At 62.3% G+C, this 22,081-nt stretch carries 23 protein-coding genes; 13 read left to right on the top strand and 10 right to left on the bottom strand.

The window, feature by feature from the left end; translation table 11 throughout:
- Positions 1-62 precede the first annotated feature (62 nt).
- The 4 genes from cyoD to IVB47_RS30310 are packed head-to-tail and all read right to left on the bottom strand — an operon-like array spanning position 63 to position 3,913.
- On the bottom strand, positions 63-452 hold the full coding sequence (cyoD, locus tag IVB47_RS30325) for a cytochrome o ubiquinol oxidase subunit IV (RefSeq protein WP_018457172.1): 390 nt from the start codon (positions 450-452) through the stop codon (positions 63-65).
- Positions 449-1,090, bottom strand: a complete 642-nt coding sequence (locus IVB47_RS30320; protein ID WP_027568767.1) for a cytochrome (ubi)quinol oxidase subunit III — start codon at positions 1,088-1,090, stop codon at positions 449-451. Before IVB47_RS30320 ends, cyoD begins: the two co-directional genes overlap by 4 nt.
- Entirely contained in the window at positions 1,090-3,090 is a 2,001-nt protein-coding gene (gene cyoB / locus IVB47_RS30315) for a cytochrome o ubiquinol oxidase subunit I (RefSeq protein ID WP_247468128.1), read from the bottom strand. The genes IVB47_RS30320 and cyoB overlap by 1 nt, the downstream gene beginning before the upstream one ends.
- Positions 3,080-3,913, bottom strand: coding sequence for a ubiquinol oxidase subunit II (locus IVB47_RS30310; protein ID WP_027568765.1), 834 nt, complete (start codon positions 3,911-3,913; stop codon positions 3,080-3,082). The genes cyoB and IVB47_RS30310 overlap by 11 nt, the downstream gene beginning before the upstream one ends.
- 234 nt (positions 3,914-4,147) lie before the next feature.
- On the opposite strand from IVB47_RS30310, the gene IVB47_RS30305 reads away from it, so the two are divergent.
- From IVB47_RS30305 to IVB47_RS30290, 4 genes are all read left to right on the top strand, one after another.
- Positions 4,148-4,960 (top strand): SDR family oxidoreductase, encoded by an 813-nt coding sequence (locus tag IVB47_RS30305; protein ID WP_247466968.1) that lies wholly within the window; start codon positions 4,148-4,150, stop codon positions 4,958-4,960.
- Between the two features lie 14 nt (positions 4,961-4,974).
- A complete protein-coding gene (locus IVB47_RS30300) occupies positions 4,975-5,529 on the top strand; it encodes a carboxymuconolactone decarboxylase family protein (protein ID WP_247466965.1) in 555 nt (184 codons plus the stop codon).
- Between the two features lies 1 nt (position 5,530).
- A complete protein-coding gene (locus IVB47_RS30295; RefSeq protein ID WP_247466963.1) occupies positions 5,531-6,331 on the top strand; it encodes an SDR family oxidoreductase in 801 nt (266 codons plus the stop codon).
- A 64-nt stretch (positions 6,332-6,395) separates the two neighbouring features.
- A complete protein-coding gene (locus IVB47_RS30290; RefSeq protein ID WP_247466960.1) occupies positions 6,396-7,436 on the top strand; it encodes an ATP-binding protein in 1,041 nt (346 codons plus the stop codon).
- 8 nt (positions 7,437-7,444) lie between these two features.
- On the opposite strand, the gene IVB47_RS30285 is transcribed toward IVB47_RS30290, so the two are convergent.
- Positions 7,445-8,776: a sorbosone dehydrogenase family protein gene (locus IVB47_RS30285; protein ID WP_247466956.1), complete on the bottom strand. Its 1,332-nt coding sequence runs from the start codon at positions 8,774-8,776 to the stop codon at positions 7,445-7,447.
- A gap of 235 nt (positions 8,777-9,011) precedes the next feature.
- On the opposite strand from IVB47_RS30285, the gene IVB47_RS30280 reads away from it, so the two are divergent.
- The 3 genes from IVB47_RS30280 to IVB47_RS35460 all read left to right on the top strand — a co-directional run bounded on the left by IVB47_RS30280 (position 9,012) and on the right by IVB47_RS35460 (position 11,559).
- On the top strand, positions 9,012-10,202 hold the full coding sequence (locus IVB47_RS30280) for a urate hydroxylase PuuD (RefSeq protein WP_247466952.1): 1,191 nt from the start codon (positions 9,012-9,014) through the stop codon (positions 10,200-10,202).
- A gap of 145 nt (positions 10,203-10,347) precedes the next feature.
- Entirely contained in the window at positions 10,348-11,205 is an 858-nt protein-coding gene (locus tag IVB47_RS30275; RefSeq protein WP_247466949.1) for a VOC family protein, read from the top strand.
- A 222-nt stretch (positions 11,206-11,427) separates the two neighbouring features.
- Positions 11,428-11,559, top strand: coding sequence for a hypothetical protein (locus IVB47_RS35460; protein WP_256467936.1), 132 nt, complete (start codon positions 11,428-11,430; stop codon positions 11,557-11,559).
- Here IVB47_RS35460 and IVB47_RS30270 read toward each other — a convergent pair.
- The gene (locus IVB47_RS30270; protein WP_247466945.1) at positions 11,556-12,590 is read right to left on the bottom strand and encodes a L,D-transpeptidase; all 1,035 of its coding nucleotides are present in this window, start codon (positions 12,588-12,590) and stop codon (positions 11,556-11,558) included. The two genes, IVB47_RS35460 and IVB47_RS30270, sit on opposite strands and share 4 nt — an antisense overlap.
- 181 nt (positions 12,591-12,771) lie before the next feature.
- Here IVB47_RS30270 and IVB47_RS30265 point away from each other — a divergent pair, with 181 nt between their 5' ends.
- Positions 12,772-13,728: a lytic transglycosylase domain-containing protein gene (locus IVB47_RS30265; RefSeq protein WP_247466942.1), complete on the top strand. Its 957-nt coding sequence runs from the start codon at positions 12,772-12,774 to the stop codon at positions 13,726-13,728.
- Between the two features lie 50 nt (positions 13,729-13,778).
- Here the strand turns inward: IVB47_RS30265 and IVB47_RS30260 are convergent, their stop codons facing one another.
- Complete coding sequence (locus IVB47_RS30260) at positions 13,779-14,903, bottom strand: DUF1236 domain-containing protein (RefSeq protein ID WP_247466938.1); 1,125 nt, start codon at positions 14,901-14,903, stop codon at positions 13,779-13,781.
- Positions 14,904-15,005: 102 nt separating this feature from the next.
- Here IVB47_RS30260 and IVB47_RS30255 point away from each other — a divergent pair, with 102 nt between their 5' ends.
- Positions 15,006-15,491: an NUDIX domain-containing protein gene (locus IVB47_RS30255; RefSeq protein ID WP_247466936.1), complete on the top strand. Its 486-nt coding sequence runs from the start codon at positions 15,006-15,008 to the stop codon at positions 15,489-15,491.
- Here the strand turns inward: IVB47_RS30255 and IVB47_RS30250 are convergent.
- Entirely contained in the window at positions 15,478-16,452 is a 975-nt protein-coding gene (locus tag IVB47_RS30250) for a tripartite tricarboxylate transporter substrate binding protein (protein WP_247466933.1), read from the bottom strand. The two genes, IVB47_RS30255 and IVB47_RS30250, sit on opposite strands and share 14 nt — an antisense overlap.
- A gap of 438 nt (positions 16,453-16,890) precedes the next feature.
- On the opposite strand from IVB47_RS30250, the gene IVB47_RS30245 reads away from it, so the two are divergent.
- The 3 genes from IVB47_RS30245 (at position 16,891) to IVB47_RS30235 (ending at position 18,595) form a co-directional block, all read left to right on the top strand.
- Positions 16,891-17,547 (top strand): hypothetical protein, encoded by a 657-nt coding sequence (locus IVB47_RS30245; protein WP_247466930.1) that lies wholly within the window; start codon positions 16,891-16,893, stop codon positions 17,545-17,547.
- Positions 17,544-17,825, top strand: coding sequence for an HGGxSTG domain-containing protein (locus tag IVB47_RS30240; protein WP_247399711.1), 282 nt, complete (start codon positions 17,544-17,546; stop codon positions 17,823-17,825). The genes IVB47_RS30245 and IVB47_RS30240 overlap by 4 nt, the downstream gene beginning before the upstream one ends.
- Before the next feature lie 419 nt (positions 17,826-18,244).
- Positions 18,245-18,595 (top strand): hypothetical protein, encoded by a 351-nt coding sequence (locus tag IVB47_RS30235; RefSeq protein WP_081747933.1) that lies wholly within the window; start codon positions 18,245-18,247, stop codon positions 18,593-18,595.
- Between the two features lie 255 nt (positions 18,596-18,850).
- On the opposite strand, the gene IVB47_RS30230 is transcribed toward IVB47_RS30235, so the two are convergent.
- Entirely contained in the window at positions 18,851-20,098 is a 1,248-nt protein-coding gene (locus tag IVB47_RS30230; RefSeq protein ID WP_247466928.1) for a transglycosylase, read from the bottom strand.
- Positions 20,099-20,323: 225 nt separating this feature from the next.
- Here IVB47_RS30230 and IVB47_RS30225 point away from each other — a divergent pair, with 225 nt between their 5' ends.
- Positions 20,324-21,520 (top strand): L,D-transpeptidase, encoded by a 1,197-nt coding sequence (locus tag IVB47_RS30225; RefSeq protein WP_247466925.1) that lies wholly within the window; start codon positions 20,324-20,326, stop codon positions 21,518-21,520.
- 177 nt (positions 21,521-21,697) lie between these two features.
- On the opposite strand, the gene IVB47_RS30220 is transcribed toward IVB47_RS30225, so the two are convergent.
- Positions 21,698-21,976: a hypothetical protein gene (locus IVB47_RS30220; RefSeq protein ID WP_247438128.1), complete on the bottom strand. Its 279-nt coding sequence runs from the start codon at positions 21,974-21,976 to the stop codon at positions 21,698-21,700.
- Between the last annotated feature and the right edge of the window lie 105 nt (positions 21,977-22,081).

The raw sequence follows: 22,081 nt of genomic DNA, 5'->3' as shown, positions 1-22,081 counted from the left end.
GCGTTTCCTCCCTAGACTTGGGCCGCTTGTCACAACAAGCGGCTCTTCTTTTTTGTGCGCCCTTAGCGGCGCATCGGCATGATCTGATCCATGGCCGGCATGTTCGCATTCAGATGCGCCATGATCCAGACAGTGCCACCGACCACCAGGAAGACCACCAACAGTCCGAAAGCCAGCGCCAGCACGTTGTTGGTGTTGTCGGGGCCGGTGGTGATGTGCAGGAAGAACACGAGGTGCACGCCCATCTGCGCGATCGCCAGCACGATCAGCGCGACGGGAATCGAAGGCTGCCAGACCAGATCCGTGCCGGCGATGAAGAACGAGGTCGCCGTCAGCAGCAGCGCCAGAACAAGACCGACCACGTAACCGAGGATGCGCGTGCCGACACTGTGTTGCTCCTCATCGCCCGGCGCAAGGTCATGGCCGGCCGGCATATGCGTCTGATCGCTCATACGCCACTCCCAAGCAAATAGACAACGGAGAAGACTCCGACCCAGACGATGTCAAGCGCATGCCAGAACAGCGCGAAGCACATCATCCGGCGCAGCACGTCGGCACGAAAACCCTTTGCGAAGACCTGGGCCATCATGGTGAGCAGCCACAATATGCCGGCCGAGACGTGGAGGCCGTGGCAGCCGACCAGCGAGAAGAACGAGGTCAGGAAAGCGCTGCGCGATGGGCCATAGCCGCGGGCAACGAGATCAGCAAATTCGCGAAACTCAATGACGAGAAAGATGAGGCCGAGCAAACATGTCACCGCCATCCCGAGATAGAACCAGAACCGGTTGCGCACATCGGCTGCGATGCTCGCCATGCCGCACGTGAAACTCGACAGCAGCAGGCAGACAGTCTCGATCGCGACGTTCCGCTGCTCGAATATCTCCGAACCCTTCGGGCCGCCGGCGGTCTGGTCGGCCAGCACCGCATAGGCCGCAAAGAAGCAGGAGAACATCACGATGTCGGAGAGCAGGAAGACCCAGAAGCCATAGGCGGTCACGATGCGCTTCGGCGCCGGGCCGGGATGCTCGATGACGAGCCCGATGTGATGGGGATCGGCGTGCGCACGGCCGGCGGTCGCGGTCATTGACATCAGACTGTCCCTGCCATGCTGACGAGGCTACGCCGCTCCTCGAGGTTGACGCGGTCTATCGCCGCGACCTCCTCGGCCGGAATGACGTATTCGTCATGGTCGCGCCAGGCGAACACGACGAATGTCGCGAACGCTCCGATACCGCCCAAGATCACCATCCACCAGATGTGCCAGATCAGCGCAAAGCCCATGACCGTGGCGAAGAACGCGCAGACGAACCCGGTCGGCGAGTTCCTGGGCATCTCGATGTCATGATACTCGGGCGCATCATGATCGAGGGATTGCTGCTTGGCATGGGTCTTCAGATCCCAGTAGGCATCCTCGCCGCGCACATCGGGGTTGAAAGCGAAGTTGAAAACCGGCGGCGGCGACGACGTCGCCCATTCCAGCGAACGGCCGTCCCAGGGATCACCGGTGCGGTCGCGCAGGGCTTCGCGGTTGCGGATGCTGACCACGAGCTGCACGATCTGGCAGATCACGCCAATCGTCAGCACGGCCATGCCGACGGCTGCAACCAGCATCCATGGCCGCCACGCCGCGACGTCATAGTGCTGCATGCGCCGTGTCATGCCGAGCATGCCGGCGACGTAGAGCGGGATGAAGGTGACGTAGAAGCCGAGGAAAGTGAACCAGAACGCGAGCTTGCCCCAGCGGTCGTTGAGGCGAAAGCCGAACGCCTTTGGGAACCAGTACTCAAAGCCGGCGAAGGCTCCGAACAGCACGCCGCCGATGATGACGTTGTGGAAGTGCGCGACCAGGAACATGCTGTTGTGGAGGATGAAATCGGCCGGCGGCACCGCGACCAGCACGCCCGTCAATCCGCCGATGATGAAGGTGACCATGAAGCCTATCGACCACAGCATCGGCGTCTCGAAGCGGATGCGGCCGCCATACATCGTGAACAGCCAGTTGTAGATCTTCACCCCGGTCGGTATCGCGATGATCATGCTGGCAATGCCGAAGATAGCGTTGACGTCGGGGCCCGCTCCCATCGTGAAGAAGTGATGCAGCCAGACCATGAAGGAGATGACGCAGATCGCCATGGTCGCCAGCACCATCGAGCGATAGCCAAACAGCGCCTTGCCGGAGAAGGTCGAGACCACCTCGGAGAAGATGCCGAAGGCCGGCAGCACCAGGATGTAGACCTCGGGATGTCCCCAGGCCCAGATCAGATTCATGAACATCATGACATTGCCGCCGGCCTCATTGGTGAAGAAGTGGAAGCCGAGATAGCGATCGAGCAGCAGCATCGCGAGCGTGGCGGTCAAAATCGGGAAAGCCGCGACGATCAGGAGGTTCGAGGCCAGCGTGGTCCAGCAGAACATCGGCATGCGCAGATAGTTCATGCCCTTGGTGCGCAGCTTCAGCACTGTCGTCACGAGATTGATGCCGGCAACCAACGTGCCGACGCCGGAGATCTGCAGCGACCACGCGTAATAATCGACGCCGACGCCCGGCGAGTAGGACAGCTCCGACAGCGGCGGAAACGCGAGCCAGCCGGTCCGGGCGAACTCGCCGATCACGAGCGAGAGATTGACCAGCAGCGCACCGGTCGCGGTCAGCCAGAAGCCGACCGAATTGAGCGTCGGGAAAGCGACATCTCGTACGCCAAGCTGGAGCGGCACGATGAGATTCATCAGTCCGATCACGAACGGCATCGCCACGAAGAAGATCATGATGGTGCCGTGCGCGGAGAATATCTGATTGTAGTGCTCCGGCGGCAGATAGCCTTGCGACTGGTAGGCCACCGCCTGCTGGATCCGCATCATGATGGCGTCGCTGCCGCCGCGCAGCAGCATCACCGAGGCCAGCAGGATGTACATCACGCCGATCCGCTTGTGGTCGACGCTGGTGATCCACTCGTGCCAGAGATACGGCAGATGCCCCTTCACCACGACCCAGGCCAGCACGGCGAGAATCCCAATCAGCACCACGGCGCCCGCGATCAGGGGGATGGGTTGATCGAACGGAATGGCCGACCAATCGAGCTTACCGAGCATCATGGCCTCCACTGTGCGACCGACCGGCCTCGGATGCGAGCTCCGGACCCGGTCCCGGCGGAATGTGCTGGGTCGCGATCAGATCAAACAGCCTGGGGTCATCCAGCCGGTAGGTCGGCCTGCCCTTTTCGATGCCCTGCTGCATCAACTTCTTGTAGCTGTCCTCATTGAGGACAGCATCGCTCTTCGCCGTGGTCGCCACCCAATCCGGAAAGGCGAGCGGCGAGACCACGTTGACGTCGAACATCATGTCCGGAAACCCGTCGCCGGAGAAATGTGCCGACAACCCCTGGAGCTTGCCCTCATTGTCGGCGCGCAGGTTCAGCTTCGTCACCATGCCGTTCATGGTGTAGATCATGCTGCCGAGTTGCGGGATGAAGAAGGTGTTCATCACGCTCGAGGACGTCAGCTGGAAATTCAGCTCGGCGCCTGCCGGCACCGTCAGCGTATTGACGGTGGCGATGCGCTGGTCCGGATAGATGAAGAGCCATTTCCAATCGAGCGAGACGGCCTGAATGCGAACCGGGCTGCCGGTGCCGGGCACGGGTGCCGCGGGATCGAGCTGGTGCGAGCCGATCCAGGCGACGCCGCCGAGCAGGATCACGGTGAGCGCGGGGATCGCCCACACCACCATCTCCACCCGCCCGGAATAGACGAAGTCGGGCTGAAACTTTGCTTTGGGATTCGAGGCGCGAAACCAGAATGCAAAGGCCAGGATGGCGATGATGGTCGGCACCACGATCGCGAGCATGATGAAGACGGAATCGACCAGGATGGTGCTGTTGGCCGCAGCCACAGGCCCTTGTGGATCGAGCAGATTCATCGGCAAGCCACTGGCGGTTGGGAAGCCCCGGGACAGAGCCTAGCGCGGGAAAGGCTCCGCAACAAACGCGATCTCGTGAGGTCGGTTCCTAACGGCGCGGGTCGATCGTTCGCCCTTCTCGTGCGGCGGCATGCAATTCCATGCGATGTCAATGACATGAAAGCGGGAGCCCGGCCCTTCTCTCCGCTCGGGGCGATTGCTAGAGTGCACGAAAAATAATCAGGATGAAACGACATGCAGGGGCCCGAGGACGATCCCGGTCTCGCCGGCAAGGTGGCGCTGGTCAGCGGCGGCGGCGCTGCCGGCGACGGCATCGGCAACGGCCGCGCCGCCGCAATTCTACTGGCTCGCGCCGGCGCCAAAGTGCTGGTGGCCGATCGCGACCTCAAGCTTGCCGAACGCACCGCGGAGATGATTGCAGCCGAAGGCGGCACGGCCGCGGCGCATGGCGGCGACGTCACCAGCGAGAGCGATTGCAGGACGCTGGTCGAAGCCGCGCTCGACCGCTGGGGCCGGCTCGATTTCCTCGACAACAATGTCGGCATCGGCAGCCGCGGCAGCGTGGTCGACGAAGCGCCCGAGCAATATCGCCGCGTCATGCAGGTCAATGTCGAGAGCATGTTCCTGCTCTCCAAGCACGCGATCCCTGCCATGATCAAGACCGCGCGGGGCGGCGCGATCGTCAACATCTCCTCGATCTCGGCGCTGCGGCCGCGCGGCCTGACGACCTATTCGACCTCGAAAGCCGCGATCATCGGCCTGACCCGCGCAATGGCGGTCGATCACGGCCGCGACAACATCCGCGTCAATTGCATCTGCCCCGGGCCGATGTACACGCCGATGGTCTATGGCCGCGGCATGAGCGAACAGGCGCGCGCCCAGCGGGCCAAGGCGTCTTTGCTGAAAACGGAAGGCACCGGCTGGGACGTTGGCCATGCCGTCAAATTCCTGCTCAGCAATTTTGCGCGCTATATCACCGGACAGGTGCTGGTGGTGGACGGCGGGGTGACGCTGCAAGCCCCCGAACGTGAATCACAAGAACACTGAAAGGAACATCAGGGATGGCCCGCCTGCCCTATCTCGAGGCCGACCAGGTCGCGCCCGAATATCGCGACATGCTCAAGCGCAACACCAATTTGCACAAGCTGTTGGTCAACTCGCCGGAGATGGCGCGCGCCTTCAACGGCATTGGCGGCTACATCCGCTTCAAGAGCAAGCTCGACCCGCGCCTGCGGGAGCTTGCGATCCTCCAGGTCGGTTGGATGGAGAAGTCGGAATACGAGTTCACTCACCACGTGAAGATCGGCAAGGAGTTCGGCGTCACCGACGATGACATCGCCGGCCTGATGGCGGAGACCGACGGCAGGCCCTCGAAGCTCGAGCCGCAGGCCAAGGCGATCCTGAAAGGTGCCCGCGAGATGGTGCGCGACCTCGCGATGTCGGATGCGACCTTTGCCGAGATCAAGCAGCATCTCTCGGACGAGCACATGGTCGACCTCGTGCTGACCATCGCATTCTATTGCGGTGTCGTGCGCGTGCTCGCCACCATGAAGATCGACAACGAGCCATATTACAAAGAGGTACTCCAGCAGTACCCGATTCCGGGAGTGAAATGACATGCGCTTGAAGGACAAGGTTGCGATCGTTGTGGGCGCCGGGCAGAGCCCCGGCGAAGGCATGGGCAATGGCCGCGCGACGGCGCTGACCTTCGCGCGCGAGGGCGCCAAGGTGTTGTGCGTCGATCATTATCTGGAATCGGCGCAGGAAACCGCCGCCATGATCGTCGCGAAGCATGGCACCGCCGCGGCGTTCAGGGCCGACGTCACAAAATCCGCCGACATCAAGGCGATGGTCGCGGAGGCGCAGGCGCGCTGGGGCCGGATCGACGTGCTGCACAACAATGTCGGCGTCAGCCTGTCCGGCGGCGACGCCGAGCTGCTGCAAATCACCGAGGTGGCCTTCGACCGCGTCGTCGCCATCAATCTGAAGAGCTGCATTTGGGCGGCGAAAGAGGTGATCCCGATCATGCGCACGCAGAACAGCGGCGCGATCATCAACATCTCCTCGATGGCGGCGATCACCACCTATCCTTACGTCGCCTACAAGGCGACCAAGTCGGCGATGATCGCCTTCACCGAACAGCTCGCCTACCAGAACGCCGAATACGGCATCCGCGCCAACGTCATCCTGCCGGGCCTGATGAACACACCGATGGCCGTCGACACCCGCGCCCGCGAATGGCACAAGACCCGCGCCGAAGTCGAAGCCGAACGCGACAGCAAGGTGCCGCTGCGCAGGAAGATGGGAACGGGGTGGGACGTCGCGAATGCCGCGCTGTTCCTGGCATCGGACGAGGCGAATTTCATCACGGGTGTGACGTTGCCGGTGGATGGCGGAGCCAGTGTGAGGCGGGGGTAGGCTGCAGTGGCATTATCGATAGAGCGTCATCGTTGGATACGGCGACATAAGGTGGTGAGTACAGATGGAAAGCCGTAGCCATGATATCTTATCGAAGGGGGCGAGCTACTTCGATCAAGTAATTGTCGATCGCGAGGAAGAGACGCTCCATCTTGAGTTTAAAACGTTGTCACACGATGGCGGCCAATTGAAACGTGAGGATCGAAAGCTAGTTGCGGCCGCCGTAACGGGTCTCTCGAATGCCGAAGGCGGCGTTTTAATCATAGGCATCGAGACGAAGCGCGTGGACGGTGTCGATGTAGCAAGTGCAAAGCGACCAATTAAGCAACTGCAAAGGACAACGAATCTAATTCGCTCCGCCCTTCCCGAAATGCTCTCGCCGCAGCACAGTGGGCTGGAAGCTCATGCTGTGGAGACTAGCGGCAAAATCGACGAGGGGTTTATCGTAATCGACGTACCAGAATCCGCTAGTCGACCTCATTACAGTAACGTTCATCATCAGTATTTTCGACGCGGGTCCGACGGGACGCGCGTTATGGAGCATGGTGAGATCCGCGATCTAATGTTCGCGACGAGAGAGGGTCTGCTTGAGATATCCTGCGGACTTCGAATGTCTTCAAGTACAGGAGACTTAAAATATTCTCTCCAACTGGTGCTCGCGCTGCGGAACGTTGGCAGTGTCCCCGTCAGAGCCCCGTACCTTCGCTTGGCAAAACAAGATTGGCATCCAGCATCATCCGACTGGGTATTGCCTCGTTTTGGCGTAAGTACAGGTGGCTTTTATACTACACCCGATTTGATCATCCACATTGAGGACGAGTTCGGTGTAGCCACATTTCCGACGGGGCTCGATTTTCGACGGACGGGTCTCTACCAACTAGAAGCAGCGCGCCAAACTGTAAAAAGCGGTCAGTGGAATAGGGTCGTGATGAAACCTATGAGTAAGATGGGTGAGCTAGGCCCAATATCAGACGAGATCGTTCGCGTTTCCGGTTCTTATGGAGCTCTCAACGCTGCCATAAAGACGTTTGAAATAACGATCGACAAAGAGACACTGTTCGACATGTTCTGCCGGGAGGTATCGAAGAGTGATCAGGTTAGTTAAGCGCCCCGCTAACGGCTTACCCGCCAGATCGTCCCGTTGCCGTCCTCCGACACCAGCAGCGATCCGTCCTTCGCCACGGCGACACCGACCGGCCGCCCCCATACCTCGGTATCGCTCACCACGAATCCCGTGACAAAATCCTCATACTCGCCGGTCGGCTTGCCATCCTTCATCCGGATTCGGATCACCTTGTAGCCGGTGCGCTTCGACCTGTTCCAGGAGCCGTGCTCGGCCGCGAAAGCATCGCCCTGGTATTCGGACGGAAACTGCGTGCCCAGATAGAAGGTCATGCCGAGCGAGGCCGAGTGCGGCTGCACCAGCACATCAGGCACCGTCACCTTGTCCTTGAGGTCCGGCCGCGCGCCGGCGTGGCGCGGGTCTTCGTTGCCGCCGATATAGAACCATGGCCAGCCGTAGAACGCGCCCTCCTTCACGCTCGTCACATAGTCAGGCACGAGATCGTCGCCGAGCCCGTCGCGCTCGTTGGTCGAGCACCAGGGCAGCCCGGTCTGCGGCTGGATCGCAAGACCGACACAGTTGCGGATGCCGGTGGCGTAGATCGTCCGCTCCTTGCCCTCGGGGGTGAAGGCGAGCACCGTGGCGCGCTCGGTCTCGCTCGCCCAGGCCGCACCGAGCGGCTGCGCTTTCGACCAGGCTTCCACCCCACCCGGCGGCGTGCCCATGCCCTCGGCGACGTTGCTGAGCGAGCCGACCGACACCAGCATGCGCCTGTTGTCGGGCGTGAAGACGACGTCGCGGGTGGAATGACCGCCGTCATGCGGCAGGCTCGCGACAATCGTCTCCGCCTTGCCCCGCGCCTTGAGATCGCCGGCCTGATAGGGAAAGCGGACGACGCTGTCGGTGTTGGCGACGTAGACCCATTGCGGATTGTCGCCGTTCGGGAAGAAGGCGATGCCGAACGGCTGCCGCAGCCCGCTGGCGAACACCTCGTTGGTCGCGGCCTTGCCGCCATCGCCGGCGCGCAAAACGCGGATGCTGCCCGCGCGCGTCTCGGCGACGAAGGCATCGCCGTTCGGCGCCACGCGCACGATGCGCGGGGCGCGCAGGCCCTCTGCGAACAGCTCGATCTTGAAGCCGGCCGGGACCTGAAGCGCCCCCTCCGGCGGGCGCGGCACCACGCGCGACGAACTCGCAACCGACCGCGTGGCGCCGGGCCTGACCAGATCCTGCGGCCGGATCAACCTGACCGTGCCAGGCTTGTCGGCCTGCCAATCGCCGTAGGCGTCCTTGCCCTGCAGCACCGGCTCCGCCTGGGCGCAGCTCACGACCGCGACCAGCCACCCCGCGCACATCGCCACGAACGAAATCCTGTTCCTCACGTCGTTTCCTCCCGGCCGTCACGTCTGGCGCATCAACGCCGATCGACACGCAAGCGTTCTGCGACAGGTCAAATGCCTGCCGAATCCCACGTCAGCTCATGCCCGCACGATGTGCATCAGCCGCAGCCCATCGTACTGGAAAATACGGCTGATCGGTGCGACACATTATAGGGGCGTGGCCGCCGGTTGCGGTCATCAAGGCTGCGGCATTGGGGTCGCATCTGTTGGGGTGATCATGTGGGGATCCATCATATCGGAATGGGCGAGCCTGCTGCTCCGCTGGCTGCACGTGGTCGCCGCGATCGCCTGGATCGGCAGTTCCTTCTATTTCATCGCCCTCGACTTGAGCCTTCAGCCCAGGCGCGATCTGCCGGACGGTGTGCAGGGCGAGGCCTGGCAGGTCCATGGCGGCGGCTTCTACCGCATCATGAAATATCTGGTCGCGCCCGCCCAGATGCCGGACGAGCTGACCTGGTTCAAATGGGAGGCCTACACCACCTGGCTGTCCGGCTTCGCGCTGATGGTGGTGGTGTATTATCTCGAGGCCGATTTGTTCCTGGTCGACAGGTCGATCCTCGACCTCACGCCATTCCAGGCTGGCCTATTCAGCCTCTGCAGCCTCGCGCTGGCGTGGCTGCTCTATGAAGGCGCCTGCCGTACCGGGCTCGCGCAGCGCGAGCTGCCCTTCGCCATCGGCGGCTATCTGTTCCTGGTCGCATTGACCTATGCTTTCACCCACGTGCTGAGCGGGCGCGGCGCCTTCAATCAGATCGGGGCGATCATCGGCACCATCATGGTCGCCAACGTCTTCACGCTGATCATCCCGAACCAGAAGAAGATCGTAGCCGCCCTTCTCGCAGGGCAGGCGCCCGATTCAAAGCTCGGCAAGACCAGCAAGGAGCGCTCGGTTCACAACAATTATCTGACGCTGCCTGTCGTCGTGCTGATGATCAGCAACCACTATCCCCTGCTCTATGCCACCCGCTTCAACTGGATTATCGTCGCCATCATCCTGGCGCTCGGTCCCGTGATCCGTCATTTTTTCAACGAGGGTCATGCCGGACGCCGATCGCCGTGGTGGGTGTGGGGTGTCGCAGCCGTCGGCATGATCGCGATCCTCTTCCTCTCGGCGGCCGGCCCGCGCGAGGTCAAGACAAGCGCGCTGTCGGCGCAGCCGACGCTTGCCAATGTCGAGGAGATCGTGATGTCCCGCTGTAGCATGTGCCACGCGACCGAGCCGGTCTGGGCCGGCATCGTGACCGCGCCGAAGGGCATATTGCTCGACGCGCCCGAGCACATCCATCGCAACATCCGCCTGATCGGCCGCGTCGCCGCCTGGTCCAATGCGATGCCGCCGGGCAACATCACCGAAATGACCAGCGAGGAGCGCGCCATCCTCGCCGCCTATATCGAGCAGGCGCGCTGACGCCATCGCGCGTCGATATCGCCTTTCGCGAATGAATTTTCCGCATGTTCCGCCGATTTGAAAATGACTTGACCGCCTATCCGGCGTAGACAGGACCTGCGGCCGCCAGCGGCGGTCCAGTCAGTTTGCGTGCGGGGAAAGAACAGTGGCTCTCAAGAACGTCATCGGTATCGACCACGCCGTGGTCATGGTTCAGGACCTCGACAAAGCCGCCGAGAACTACCGGCAGCTCGGCTTCACCATCTCGCCGCGCGGCACTCACAGCGCACATATGGGCACCGGCAACTACACCATCATGTTCGACCCGGATTACATGGAGCTGCTCGGCGTGCTCGCGGCGACCGAGCACAACGCGCCGGCGCGTGCCTTCCTCGACAAGCGCGGCGAAGGCATCGAGCGCATCGCCTTCACCGCGGTCGATTCCACCGCCGGCGCGGAGGAGATCCGCGCGCGCGGCCTGGAGCCGATCGGCCCGACCGATTTCGAACGGCCCGTGACGCTGCCTGACGGCACGGTCTCGGCGGCGAAATTCCGTACCTTCATGTGGCCGACCGCGGAAGCGCCCGGCGGCGTGCGCATTTTCGCCTGCCAGCACAAGACGCGCGACACCGTGTGGATTCCCGAGCTGATGAAGCACGCCAATGCGGCCAGGCGGATCAAGCAGACATTGATCGCGACGCCCGAGCCCGCGAAGGAAGCCGCGCATCTGGGACGACTGATCGACCGCGAGCCGAAGGCCGAGGCTGACGGCGCGGTGACCGTACCCTCCGGTGGCGATCGGGCCGACTTCGTCTACTTGACGCTGGAGCAGCTCGGCAAACGCTATCCCGGCGTGCCGCTCGCGGGTCTTTCCGAACGCGGTGGCGCTGCCCTGGTGCTCGTGAGCGGCGATCTCGCGGCCACCGAGAAGGCGCTTGGTTCGGCAGCGGTGCGCAGCCGGTCTGCGATCTGCGTGCCGCCGGCCAAGGCGAACGGCACCCTGCTCGCCTTTGTTGCCGGCTGATTTGAACTAATTCTTTAACAAGCGTTTTACCGGACCGCTCTAGGCTTCTGGGCTATCCGCGCCTTCAGGGGCCAAGCGCATGCTTAAAGAGAAATCGCCGATCGCCTATGACGCGCCGGCCGAACTGAACAGTGGCCGTCGCTGAAAGGCGAGAGGCAGAAGGATCGAGGTCCGCCCTATCTCGTCTACAACGGCACACTCGCCGACTGCGTCCGCGAGCTCATGGGCAAGCCGATCAAGGGCATCTCGCTCTACGATATCATGACGAGGCCGCAAGCAGCGTTCGACCAGACCGTGCTATCGCCCGGCGATGCCGCCGAGATCGCGATGCGCAAGGACTTTCCTAAAGACTAGTTCGAGGCGCGCCTGCCGCCGGACTTCCGCCGCTGCTCGGACGAGGAGTCCGTCGGCGCATCCAGGAAGACCACCGGTGTGCCGCGCTTGACGTGCTCGCCCAGCGCGCGCACGTCCCAATTGGTCAGCCTGACGCAGCCATGCGACGCGGACTTGCTGACCCTGTCGGGCTCCGCCGTTCCGTGGATGCCGTAACCCTGAGCGGACAAGCCGATCCAGTATGCTCCCACCGGATTGTTCGGGCCCGGCTGAACATCGAACGGCTTTTTCGATTTGACGCTTCTGAACTTGTAGTCGGGATTGTAGTGATAGACCGGATTCTCGTGAGTGCTGGTGACCTTGAGCGTACCGCTCGGCGTCGGACGATCCGGACTTCCGATTGACGCGGGATAGAATGCGATCAGGGTGCCGCCCCCGTCGAATGCTTTCAGCGTGCCGTTCTTCTTGTCGATCTCGAGCCGCGCAACGGCTGGCAGCTCGCTTCGTGCAGAGACATTCGCAACTGTAATCGTCTCTCCAGCCTTGTCGAAGGACTTGCCGGGATTGAGCGTCCGAAGCAGGTCTCCGCTCATGTGGAATTTCTCGGCAAGCCCTTCGAGCGGACTGGTGTAGCTCAGCGCCTTCAGCTGCTTCATGTCATCGAGCTTGCCGGGCAGTTCCTTCAGAAACGGGCCCTTCACATCCGCGTCCGTGATCTTGTATTCGACGAGGACAGGGCCTTCGTTCGCTGCATTCAACTTGTCCCAAAGCTCCGGTACGGTCGTTTTGTCGGATGCAACGCCGTTCTGCTCAGCGAACGCCTTCAGCGCCTTGTGCGCGTTCTCGCCGAGCTTGCCGTCGATCTCCCCGGGCGAGAACCGCGCATGGTCGAGCAGAATCTGAAGCTTCACGATCGATGCGTTGAGCTTGTCGCTAGCAGGTTGCTTTGCGGGACGCGCAGCGTCGTTTACCGCTGCTGCATCGAGATTGCCCGCAAGCGCCGGAGAGATCACCGACAGCGAAATCACCGCGCCAAGCATCCACCGCATCATCTCGCTCGTCCCAATTCGCCATGCCCGCAAATCGCGGGGAAGAGAGTTTCCCGTCGGGAACACCGTAGTAACACCGGCGGAACCGACGAGACCGCAGCTTTGCCGTAATCCCTCGGTTAATAACTCCTTATTGCCGGCGCACCGCTGGCCGTTCACCCACAGTTCGAGGTTGCTCCAGCAAATGCGATTTGTCGTCGCGGCTTGCGCCGCGTTCATGATTCTGATGTGCGACTTCGATCCGTCGGCGTCCCGCCAAACATCAGCTTTCGATCACACCGTTCTTCAAAACACTCAGGCCGCGCCACTTGTTCCGGTGGTCGAGTTGTTCCTCGCAAGCGTGCAGGCCCTCGAGCTCGCCAATGCGCGTGCGGCCTATGAGGAGACACCCGAGCCGCAGCGAGCGGTCGAACCCGTCGCGCAGGCGCCGGTTTCGCCGACGGAGCGCTTCTGCCACGCGCTTCGTGGCGCTGCCGAAGCCAGCGGCATTCCCGTGCCGTTCTTCGCGCGTTTGATCTGGCAGGAGAGCCGCTTCAAGTCCAACGAGGTCAGCCAGGCCGGCGCGCAAGGCGTCGCACAGTTCATGCCGGAAACGGCAGCCGAGGTCGGGCTGGATGATCCGTTCGATGCGATGAAGGCGCTGCCGGCATCGGCCAAATTCCTGCGCAAGCTGCGCGACGATTTCGGCAACCTCGGCCTTGCCGCAGCCGCCTACAACGCAGGTCCCGGCCGGATCCAGAAATGGCTTGCCAAAGAGAGCGAGCTGCCGCGTGAGACACGCGACTATGTCCGCATCATCACCGGCACCAGGGCCGAGGACTGGACCGAACGTGCGGAAGCCCTCGCGATCCGGATCGACCTGCCGCGCGAGGCGCCATGCGAAGGCATCGGCAGCCTGTCCAAGACCAAAGACGTCGCCTGGGTTCCGGTGAACCTGACGCCCTCGGTCACGACCATCATTCGCAAGGCAGAGCAACTGGCGGCGCGATTGACCGCCAGCCGCGCACGCAAGCGGCTCGCGTCCCTGATCCGAAAGAGCACCCCGGGCAAGGCACGCAGCATGATCGCCGCGCGCGCGGCAGGAAAGAGCGCGAAGGCCCGCGCCATCCGTTTTGCAGCGCGCGAACGATCTTCAGGCTGATGCGCAAATCCGGAAGCCGCTCGATGGAGCGGCTTCCGATGGTCCGTGGATTAGTCGATCTCCTCGATGATGCGGCGTTCGCCGGGCTCGACGACATAGGTCCGCGTATCGCGGTGAATGTAGCGGTACTCGCGCAGGTCGGGCGCGTCCCGGTAGACGGTGCTCGGGAATTCCTCGACCTCGACACTCTCGGGAACGCGGTCACCGACGTGAATCTCGGATCGCGCAGTGCTGCCGGTGGTCTGTCGTTCGCTCCGTCCCTCGGTGCGGGTCTTCGCATGCTTGCGGATCACTTCGCGGTCGCGATCCGAAAACTTGCTGGCGCTGCGCTCGCGCGTCGTCGTCGTTGTCGCCGTGGATTGTCCAGAGTACGGCAGCACCGTCACGATCTTGTATGTCGCCGGATCGACCACGACGATCTCATCCTTCACCAGCGCGAAGCTGTAGCCGCGATATTGCGGCACGATCTCGACCACATCGGGCGGCAGCGTCGATAGCTGGACATCGCGCGGCACGACCGTGCCGACGTTGAGCGAGAAATTGACGCTGGTCAGCGGCCGCACGTTGAGGTGGGAGATGGACGCGCTGATCTTGGTCTCCTGCTGCTTGTTGAGGTTGACGTCAGTGCGGGCGGCGGCCTGTGAATTGGCACGGGTCCGCTGGTCCTGCGCCTGATTGCTGCTCGGCGTGTTTGGCGATTGCTGGGCCCGGTTGGTGCCAGATGCACCAGGCGCCTGCTGCGCCTGATTGGTAGTGTTCGACGGAGGATTGGAGCGATCCTGTGTCTGGTTCGAGTTCGCCGCCGGCGGATTGGCGCTCTGCTGCGAGGCGGGCTGGTTGCCGGCCGTGTTGGAGTTTGCGGTGCCGCTGGGCGGCCGGGAGGACGTGTCCGCGCTGTTGGTGGCGTTGGTCCCGGAGCCGGAATTGGCCGACCCGGAAGACGGAGTGGTCGCCTGGGTATTCTGTGTCGACGCTCCCGGCGTTGATGATTGCTGCGGCTGCGATGGCGACTGCTGCGTTTGTGCTGCGCCAGACGGCGACGTGTTGGACGGAGCTGTGGAATTGGACTGGGATTGCGGCGTCTGGTCGGACTTGGTGTTGCTGCTTGGCGATTGCGCAAAGGCGGCGTTCGCCAGCACCAGCCCTAAGGCGGTTGTTGCCAACAGGCGGATCATGGGTCACTCCCTTGTTCGGTTAAAGCGTTGGCTATTAACCTGCGCTAAAACCGTCTGTTCCACTTTTTCCCGGGCGAATGCGCTGCCTGCACGGAACCTGCGATGCCATCGAAAAGTGCCGGGATCGTTGCCTATCGGAAGCGCGGGGAGATCGAGGTCCTGCTCGTTCATCCCGGCGGGCCGTTCTGGCGCAACAAGGACCTCGGGGCCTGGTCGATCCCGAAGGGCGAGTATGCCGACGAAGAAGACGCAGAAACCACCGCGCGACGGGAGTTTGCCGAGGAGCTTGGACTTGAGCTGTCCGTGCCGCTGACTTCGCTTGGCCAGGTCAAGCAGCGCGGCGGAAAGGTCGTCACCGCGTTCGCGGCCGAGTTCGACCTCGACGTGCGCAGCATTCGCAGCAACACTTTCGAGATGGAATGGCCGCCGCGCAGCGGCAAGCGCCAGACCTTCCCTGAGGTCGACCGTGCAGAATGGTTCACGCTCGCAGAAGCGCACGAGAAGATCAACGCAGGACAACGCCCGCTGCTCGAGCGGCTGGCTCAGGTGGTCGGCATCAGGCCAAGCAGACGCCCTACTCCGCCTTGATGTTCGCGGCCGCCACGACTTCGGCGAGCTCCTTCGTCTCCTTGGCGATCTTCGTAGCATACTCAGCCGGACTGAGCACGCTGACGACGCCCTGCGTCTCCAGCCGCTCTTTCAACATCGGATCAGCCGCCGCCGCGATGATCTCCCGGTGCAGCATCTCTAGGGTCGGCGCGGGCGTTGCCTTTGGCATGAAGAAGCCGACCCAGAACGAGATGTCGAAACCGGGATAGCCGGCTTCCGCGACGGTCGGCACATCAGGCAGCGCCGGCAGCCGCTCGGCTGAGGACACCGCGAGCGCGCGCAGCTTGCCGGCCTTCACCAGCGGCACGGCGGACAAGGGATCGAACACCGCCAGGACCTCCTGCGCGAGGATGCCGACCTCGGACGCAGCACCACCGCGATAGGGCACGTGGATCATCTTGACGCCGGCCTTCTGGCTGAGCAACTCCATGGCGAGATGGGCGAGGTTGCCGTTGCCGCCCGAGCCGTAGGCAAGCGCGCCGGGCGCAGCCTTTGCCGCGGCGACGAGATCGGCGACGGTGTTGATGTTGGCCGTCTTGGGATTCTCCGGATTGACCACTAGCACGAGCGGCGCCGACACGACGGTGGTGAGCGGCGCGAAGTCCTTTTCCGGATCGTAGCGGATGTCCTTGAAGAGCGTTTTGTTGAGCGTGATCGTGGAGGAGTTGCAGGCCAGCATCGTGTAGCCGTCGCCTTCCGCATGAGCGACGCCTTCAGCCGCGATCATGCCGTTGGCGCCGGCGCGATTCTCGACCACGAAGGCTTGTCCGAGCTTGTTGCTCAGCCGATCGGCGACGATGCGCGCAACCACGTCGACCGGGCCGCCCGCGCTGAAGCCGACCATGATCTTGACCGGCCGCACCGGATATTTCTGCGCGAGGGCCTCCGTCGTCACGCACAATCCGGCGACCATCGCCAGCAGGCGAAGCGTTCGTTGCATTCGTTTTCTCCCCAGACGCATCGCGCCGCTTTGGCATGACGCAGCGCATTCGCACATCATGATGAGCGGGCGCGCCGGATTTCGCAATCACGTTTGCGCGCCGGCATTCCGTCGCGCGGCAAGTCAGGGCCGCTCCGAAACAAAAAATGCGAAAACAACCCCATGCACAGTAGCCGGCAACTGCAAGAACAAGGACTTGCACGAACGCGGATTGGCACGAACGAGGATTGCGCGCTTCGTAATGCCGTTTGACTCGTCGGGCAAAACACTGGCAGAATGCCATCATCGCAACAATCGCCAGCGTCCACGCCGCCCGACCACGGGGGGCTCGCGGCGATTGCGCGTAAGCCCTTCATCGACATCTCAAAAATCCCACAGGCGCGCAGCGAGCGATTGATTTCGCGCGCAATGAGCCCGCGCGAGCAAAGGACACAGCACATGACGACATCTGCGAAACACCACAGCACGCTGCCGGTTGCGGCAAACGATCGCAGCGGCCCCGACGCAAGCCCGCGGATCAAGCTCTACAAGCGGGGGATTGCGATCCTCCATGCCGACCCGCAAGCCGGCGAACGGCTGCTGGCCGAGGCGCTCGGCGCCGCCGACCGCGACGCGCTGCATGGCCTCCTCAAGCAATTGGTGAAGGCCAGCATGACTGGACGCAAGCCCGATGAAGCCAATCTCGCATTCATGATCTCGCTGGTGAAGAGCATCGCGCCGAAGGACTCGATCGAGGCCATGCTCGCGGTGCAGATGGCGTCGGTTCACGCGGCAGCGATGCGCTCCGCCTGCCGCCTCGCTCTCACCGATGACATTCCGCAGCAGGAGAGCCTCACACGCGCGCTGACCCGGCTGGCCCGCACCTTCGCAAGCCAGATCGAGGCACTCAGCCGCCACCGCAACAAGGGCGAGCGTGCGATCACGGTCCGGAACTTGTCGGTGCAGGATGGCGGCAGGGCGATTGTGGGCAACGTGACGCAACACGCGAGCCTGATCGTCGCAGAGCCGAACGTTGCGACAGCCGCAGGACTGGTCCCGCCGCGTGAGGCCGGCGCGTGCGAACACGCCGAATCCAGGCAAGGCAGCAATGCATGAGCGGCGACCACATTCGCAACACGCGTGCGATGTGGACGAGCCCGCGCTGTGGCGCCGAAACGCGAAACGGCACCACCTGCCGCGCGCCGGCCGTGCACGGCAAGGTCCGCTGCCGCATGCACGGCGGCGCACGGAGAACAGGCGCGCCGAAGGGAAATCAGAATGCGCGAACGCATGGCGCATTCACGCGTGATGCGGTCGCTGAACGAACGCTGGACCAGGCCGTGCTGGATGATGCGTTGAAGCTCCTTGCGGAGCTGTCGCGAGTTGCCGAATAGACGTTGCGGGCGACCAGCGTAGATCGCAATCGTTGTTGACGAACACGCTTGCAGAGACCCGCAACAGATGCCCTGCAGACTTCCACCGTGGGTCATTTCCTTAAGTCTGTAAGGGCTTTGGTCGGCTACGCCGTCATGAGCGACAAGCTCGGCGCCAGCCTGGAGGTCGGCTAAGGGCAGGCTAGGCCAAAGAAGCAGCTGCACTGACCTTTAGTTGAAGCGTTGTCGTATTTGAACCTTCGCTCGAATTTCCGGACTCACGTCAGTGGGGATGGGAATGAACTGTCCCATCACAGCGTCGAGCGATCGTAGCTATCGTCACTCGTCAGCGGCAGTTGCAACGGACTTGGTTTCCGGGTTGCCAGCCTAAGCCGCACCAAGCCAGCGGATCGGCGGGCGAATATCGCGGAGGCAAACAGATGTTTCCAGCGAAACTTGCGGCATCGTTGCTGGGTTCAGCGTTGCTACTGACGCCGGTCCTTGCACGCGACGATGGCCGATACGACCATTCTCCGCTGAAGTCTTGGTTTGAAAGCTTGCAGAGCGAATTTGGAAAGTGCTGTACCGATGCCGACGGATACATAGTGTCCGATGCCGATTGGGAGTCCAGTCGGGGCCGTTACCGCGTCCTCATCGACGGCGAATGGGTGCTCGTACCTGACGGTGCCGTTGTCACAGAACCAAACCGCTTCGGCCGTACAATGGTCTGGAGGCATTACATAGACGGCCATCCGCGCGTCCGATGCTTCATGCCCGGAATCATGACTTGACTTCACTTTCAAGGTGCTCCGCTTCGGGTCATTCGCGTCGATCTGCCCGCGTATTCTCGATGCCCGCTATGGCCCTAGCTGCCGGCGTGCCGGACACTTAGCCTTCGGGCCACAAGCAGACATCAGCACCTGATCGATGGCCTCGCCAGCAGCAAGAACGACCCGAGCGCGTCGTTGACGATGTAAAGTGCATCCGCGCGACCGGCGACGGTGAAGCCCCGCTCGCCCGCGGGTGCGGCAACTCCTGCTAACCACTCAACGGACATTCACTGGCGCCTGCGCCCGCTCGGCGTCGGCGGTCGCGGTGCCCATGTATTTCGATTGGAAATGAGCAACCCGCTCGCGCCACATTCCGACGAACGCTTCCGACGTCAGCTTCTCCACGGATTTCCACGCCTCTTTGACGGCCGGAAGCGTATTGCCCCAGATCGCGCGCCTGCACCATTTTTCGCCCTTCTCCCTGCCTTCGCCAGTGGCGCACATCGATTTCCAGGCGATGCGATTGGGTTGGCTGAGGTGCTCCGCGGCGCCTTCCCAGCCCTGTTGATGGATCAGGTAGAGATCGTTCAAGTCCGGCTTCCTGTGCGTCACCCACTGGAATAGAATGCCTTCCGTGATGACCTTGTAGGCTGCCGCAACGGCATTATCGCGGGGATTAAGAATGTCTCCGGAGCCGAATTTTCTGAACTCGTATTTGCTCAGCTGGAACAGCCCGATATACGACCCGGTGCGCTGCTTGGCGTCGAAACCGGACTCGACCTTGGCCACGGCCTTCATGAAAGTGAAATCCAGACCGAAAGCGTCGGACGCGCGCTTGATCTCTTCCACCGGCGTCCCGACCGGAATGTCCTTGAACGAACGCAAGACGATCGCCGCCGGCTTCTCGGCAGGCGGCAGTTCGGACCAGACATAACAAATGAGATACCGGAAATCCCGCGGCCCCGTGCTGGAGGCACCGCCGGATGCACCGCACGTGGTCGGCGCCGGCTGGGCGACATCGTGGTGGCCCAAGTCCACCGAGTCCTGCGCAGGCGGTAAATCGGCCGACAGCGTTTGCGACGGACCGGGCAACGCGGCCACGACGATCGATTCCGATTTATCCGAGGCCGCCGTCGTGTCGGTGGCCGTCCCCGCCGCGGGCTCAGCGGCCGTCGCCACTTCGGCACTAGCGACAGCGGCGTCCGCGGGTCCGGTGTTGCCCATTGCGATTGCCTGCGGTTCATCCGCGAGCCTCGCGGTGGCGGCGAGAGATGCTGCGCGGTCCTGGACTGTCACTGCGCGGGCGTTCTCGGAGCCGGCCGGACCGAAGCCGGCCAGCCAGCCAACGATCCACCCCGCGAGAACGACCGTTCCGCAAAACGTCGGCGCCACTATCATAAGTCGCCGCGGGTTCATGATGCCGTCGCCCCCATAGGCTCCACCGGAGCCGTGTAGAAAAGCCAAGCATGCGAAGAGGCTCATTCTTGGGATCAATGTGGGTCGCGCAATGGCACAAACGGCCACTCGTCGATTTTTCTAAAACGTGTTGCCCCATTGCAACGCGTCGATCACAAGCAATCGCGCCCGTCTCCAGCGGCAACTCCCACGCTAATTGTGAGCTCGGTCCAATTTTCGACCCACTGCGACCGGATTTGGAGGAGAGGCTTGGTGCGCTGTCAGAATGACGCATCAGGCTTCGGCTTCGCGCATCGTCTCGAAACGATGGAACCGCGCCTATGGGACCGGGCGATGTTCGTTAAGGAATTACCAGCAATGCAGCGTGCGATATCAATCGCTGTATTCGCCATTTTCATGCTCCCTGCGGGGATCGCACACGCTCAATTTCTGTTTGGACCCCAACACACGTTCTGGCGAAGCCAATACGCTCCGTACAAAGACAAGCACCACCGTCGGCAGACAAACTCTGAAACGGCGAAGAGCGTTCGGCCCGAGCCCCTTCCGAAGGGCCCGCTCCAGATCATCATCTCGATAGCAGACCAACGGGTCTCGCTTTTTGACAACGGGGCGCTGATTGCACGCTCTTCGGTGTCCACGGGAATGGAAGGGCATCCGACGCCCCTCGGCGTCTTCAGCGTCATCAGCAAACAACGATGGCACCGTTCAAATATTTATAGCGCCGCCCCCATGCCCTACATGCAACGCATCACCTGGTCAGGGATAGCGTTGCACGCCGGTGTCGTGCCTGGGCATCCAGCGTCACACGGCTGCATCCGTTTGAAAGATGATTTTGCCGTTCGACTCTGGCATCTCACGAAGCGCGGCACGCGCGTGATCATTGCGCATGGTGATGTCCAGCCGGTCGAGATAGCCAATCCGCATCTTTTTCAACCGAAAGCCGCGTCCGGTTCGTCCGAATTCCAGAGTGCCACCGTCGCAACCAAGAGCATCGGTGCAGCCGCGGCAACGCAGGGATCAGTGGTGTCAAACGCCGAGACTCCAGAAGCCGCCAGTCTCCAGGAGCCGGGCTCGGCTCCCGCTGCAAGCGTGCCTAAAAAGATCGTCCCGATCTCCATCTTCGTCAGTCGCAAGTTGAGCAAGCTGTTCGTGCGTCAGGGCTTCACGCCGTTGTTTGATGTCCCGGTCAAGATCGAAGATCCGGAGGAGCCGCTGGGAACGCACGTGTTTACCGCAATGGAATTCCAGAACGAAGGGACGGCTATTCGCTGGAGCGTCGTGTCGATCCCAGAGGAATTGTCCCGTATGCCCGAAGCTGCCACGAAACGGCGAGAAGCGCCCACGGAGCAAACCGCGCCGGGACCGTTGCCCGACAAAGCCAACGCTGCGCTCAATCGTATCGAAATGCCCCAGGATACGGTTGAGAAGATTTCTGAACTCCTGACGCCGGCCTCTTCGTTGATTATTTCCGACAACGGAATTAGCCAGGAGACGGGAAAAGACACGGATTTCATCGTGGTAACGCATTGACGCGGCGGCGCGACCCACCAACACACGATGTCGCTGCGCAACCCGCTGGAATTGTCCGACGACAACTTGATGTCCGCACCTGAGCCAAGCGGCGCGAGGTCCGCTAAGGGTCGCAAGCGGTCATGGACCGGCTGCGCGGGGCAGGTCAGCTATGGGCCAATTGCCGAAGTGATCGCCTCAGATGGGGTAGCGCCACTTCAATGCGCGGCGCACAAAAAGGAGCGCTGTGATCACGGTGATTAGGGCCACGAGATACACGACGACTGCCCACTGTTCGTGCGGCAAATAAGCCGGGGCAAACATGAGCATCAATAGAGCGCAAAGGAGCGCAGTCTGGGCGTAGAATAGCGGCGAACGCAGCATGCCCGTTGGCTTCAATTCCGCAAGCCGGTCGCCAGCACGCGTCGTGCGACGGTAAAGAAACAATAAAATTAGGAGCGCGAAAATCCATTCCATGCAACAGAGCTACCACCTCAGCATTTAGGAGGGCTCAACGTGCTATTGAAAAAGCAATGTATGTCTGGCTTGGGTCACAGGCTGACTTCGGCACCTGCTTGACCT

The sequence above is a fragment of the Bradyrhizobium sp. 62 genome (assembly GCF_023073035.1).
Taxonomy (GTDB): Bacteria; Pseudomonadota; Alphaproteobacteria; order Rhizobiales; family Xanthobacteraceae; genus Bradyrhizobium.
Note: the sequence above shows the minus strand (reverse complement) of the source record. Positions and strands in the feature narration are given on the sequence as shown.